At 39.0% G+C, this 3,756-nt stretch carries 2 protein-coding genes; both read left to right on the forward strand.

All coding sequences use genetic code 11. From position 1 onward, the window contains the following. Positions 1-100: 100 nt before the first annotated feature. A complete protein-coding gene (locus BMX34_RS09520) occupies positions 101-1,051 on the forward strand; it encodes an enoyl-CoA hydratase/isomerase family protein (RefSeq protein WP_092572767.1) in 951 nt (316 codons plus the stop codon). Between the two features lie 157 nt (positions 1,052-1,208). Next, positions 1,209-3,368, forward strand: a complete 2,160-nt coding sequence (locus tag BMX34_RS09525) for a helix-turn-helix domain-containing protein (RefSeq protein WP_159428920.1) — start codon at positions 1,209-1,211, stop codon at positions 3,366-3,368. Positions 3,369-3,756 lie beyond the last annotated feature (388 nt).

Below are 3,756 nucleotides of genomic sequence, written 5' to 3' on the forward strand. Positions count from 1 at the left end.
GAACTTAGTTCGTGCTGGCCGCATTGGTCGCAAGGTTGGGAAGGGTTACTACGACTACGATAAGAAATAAGGAAAGAATCAAATAAGGGGGACAACATCGATGACAGATTCAGTAGTATTATATGAAGAGAAAAATCAGATTGCCTATATTACGATTAACCGACCAAAGGCCTTGAATGCCATTAACCACGATGTAATTGCTGGACTTGAGCAAGCCTTTAAACAAGCCAGCGATGACGATTCGGTAAAAGGGATTGTCATCCAAGGATCGGGTGAGAAAGCCTTTGTTGCCGGAGCAGATTTGAAATTCTTTGTTGAGAATGTAAAGGCTAAAACCGTTGATAAAATTGTTGATTTTACCCGTCAAGGTCATGAGTTACTAAGAGATTTAGAAACATCGAAAAAACCAACGATTGCCGTCGTTGATGGTTTATCACTAGGTGGGGGTTCTGAATTAGCTTTAGCTTGCCAATATATTATTGCTACCGATAAGGGATCTTTTGGTTTCCCAGAAAGTGGTCTAGGAATCTATCCTGGATATGGTGGTTTACTTAGAACGAATAAATTTGTCGGGCCTGAGCTTACTAAATATTATGGCTTAACTGGTGAGAATATATCCGCAGCGGATGCTTCTGAAATGGGTATCGTCGATGCACTGGTTCCAGCCGATGAAGTAGAAAAGACGATTGAAAAATTAGTCGCTCAAGGCGTTCCAGCTGACAAATACCAAGCTCATCCACTCGCTGATAAATATCAAGAAATGGTTACAGCCTTTAAAGCTGAGAATATCGAGCACACACTCGCTGGCCAAGCGGTTGAAGGAGTGAGTCCGGAATTTGCAGCTAAAGTGGCAAAGAAAGTTGGCTATAAGAGTCCAAATTCAGTCAAGGTCATTCAAGAATTAGTGGACGCTCAAACACCTGCGTCAATCGATGAAGGGATTCAGATTGAACTGGGTCAACTTTCATCCATGTTCGGTAATCCAGAAGCTGAAGAAGGCTTAAATGCGGTAATTGAAGGCCGTCGTCCAGACTTTTCGGCTTTTAAATAAATTTACTATTCTATAGAGTATCCTTTCTCAAGATTACTCAAACGTTTGCTTAGACGTTTGGGTAATCTTTTTTAGAGATTCTTCATATCATATATCTTGATATAATCAGTTAGAGTGAGATAATAATAATGAGATTATTATGAGTGGAGGTGATGCCTTGGAAGAGAATGTCTTTATTCATGAAATGGAAGAGCATTTGCGAGGCCTATCTCGGCAATTAATGCGTTTAGATACAACCGATGCTATCTTAAAACACCTGTCCAAATTAATTATGGACACCATGAATGCGGATGTTGTGTTTATTATGAATAAAAATGAGAACCGGTTAGAACTGCATTCAAGTATTGGGATGAAGAATCCCCCGTTAAAGATTGTGCCGATTAATACGACGACAATTAGTCCGCAGATTCTTAATCATAGTACGCGGGGCGACAATGAAGTTTATCAAGATACTTTGTTCGAATTATATATCGAAAAATTCGGCATTCAAGATTGGTTCTCGATTCCGATTCGTGACGAGGATTCGCTTTATGGGCTCTGTTTTGTTGGTTATTATGAGCCAACCAAGCTCTATGGCCAATTGAAAGAGGCTTTTGATGAGTTAGGAAATTATGTGGCCATGTCGATTAATCTGATTCGTAAGGGCGAGCAACGAGCTGAGCGATTGTTGACTTTCCAAGCCGATAATTTACAAGGTACCGATCTAGATCGGTTAGTTGAAGAAGTCGTCTATCATATTGGTAAAGAAACCCATTGTAAGAAAGTAGGGATCTACTTATTTAATCAGGATAAAAGTAATCTGGTGCTCCAGCGGCCAACCTATCAGGGGGTCAGTCTCAAAGCAAAAATTGTCACTACTGCCTCGAATTTTATTAAGGACGTTCTGCCGCGGGTGGAAGAAGTTGGCTATTTCCGGATTACCATTCCCATTCATTTAGATATGGAAATGATTGGGGTCATTTTTGCTCAGAAAGATTATGATGACTTCTTCAATCATGACGATTATGACTTGCTGACCATGTATAGTAATTATTTTGCTACGATTTATGAGAACCATCAGTTGATTCATAATGAGCAACAACGGCAAATGGATTTAGAGATGCTGCTACGGATTCAACAAAAACTGATTAAAGGGACAGTAGACACGAATGATATACGTTCTACCAATCAAATGGTTGGTCGCTTGATTAACGGGATGGTCTTGTTGTTCGATCAGTATATGAATTTGGTTGACGATTATATCCCCAAAGGACGACATCTTAGTAAGGACAAAATCCGTCAGGCTGGTCAGGAAATTCGTGATCAGGTTAATCTTAATCGCAAGGCCTTTACCATGACAGTCAATGATCGTCATGTTTTCCAAGTCAATGCGATTGATGATGGTATCGATCATTATGGCTTTTTAGCCATTGAAAAAGCTGTATTTTATCAGAATGATCTGGATAAAGTGGCCTGGAATATGTTGAATAATATTTATTCGGTTCAGTTTATCAAGAAACAAATCGAATGGTCGTCCAAGGAAGAGGTTAAAGAGTCTTTTATCCAGAAATTACTCTCGACCAATATTGAATCGATGACGCCCATCCTTGAATTTGCGGCCATGCATCAATGGGATATTTCGAAACCGCATTATGTGGTAGTGATTGCGACCAGTTCAGCGGTTAACGACTTTGAGAATTTAATGACATTGCGCAGCCAATATATTACCCTACAAAAAGCCTTAGCCAATCATTATCGTTCTATTGTATCTAGCCGAATCGATAACAAACTCGTTTGTTTTGTTCCACAGAACCTAGTCAAGGGTGATTTTTGGCAAGATTTCCAAGACTATATTAATCAGCATATGGACCAAGCGGTGTATATCGGCATTGGTGGTTTGACCGATCAGAGTGATTCTTATTATCGACATTACCAACGAGCCTTACAGACGATTATGGTCTTAGATCAGTCGAGTGATTTTGAACAGAAGAATATGGCGCACTTTGACGATCTGGGTTCCTATACTTTATTAAAAGAATTAGAGAACCTACCGATTGCCCGGATGTTTGTCAATACTTATTTGCGAAATATCTATCTACAATCTCAAAATCAGACAATCAATTATTACGAAACTTTGAAATCTTATGTCTTTAACGGGGGTCAGATTCAAGAAACAGCTAACGAACTCTTTCTTCATCGGTCGACCTTGACTTACCGCTTAGATAAGGTACGAGAACTCGTCCATACAGATATTGATAATAGTAAGGAACGCTTTAATTATATTTTGGCCTATAAATTAGTCGATTTAATGGGCTATGAAGTATTTGAACAAAATTAATATCAATCAGTTAAATTGAGTGAACCATGATGAGTGACATGCCAACCATCATGGTTTATTTTTTGACAACTTTTGAGTGAGGCAGAAGGACAGCCAAAATTATTAGATCAGGGCTCGTTCATAGAAGTTTCTGAGGATGATAAAAGGATGAGTTAAAGATAGTTGGCTATTATCGTATGGTATAGAATATTTTCCGCATTTATAGTGATAGAAAATTGGCTTCGAAATTTTTTAGTTATTTTCGCTGAAAAAAAGTGGCGACTTCCTCAAAGCTACTGATGAATACGTTTCCATATTCGGTACACTATAGATAGTAAAACAAAGGGGGAGACAAGATGTCACAAATTAAAACAGTCGGAGTCGTTGGAGCAGGATCTATGGGATCTGG

The sequence above is a fragment of the Ignavigranum ruoffiae genome (assembly GCF_900110675.1).
Classification (GTDB): Bacteria; Bacillota; Bacilli; order Lactobacillales; family Aerococcaceae; genus Ignavigranum; species Ignavigranum ruoffiae.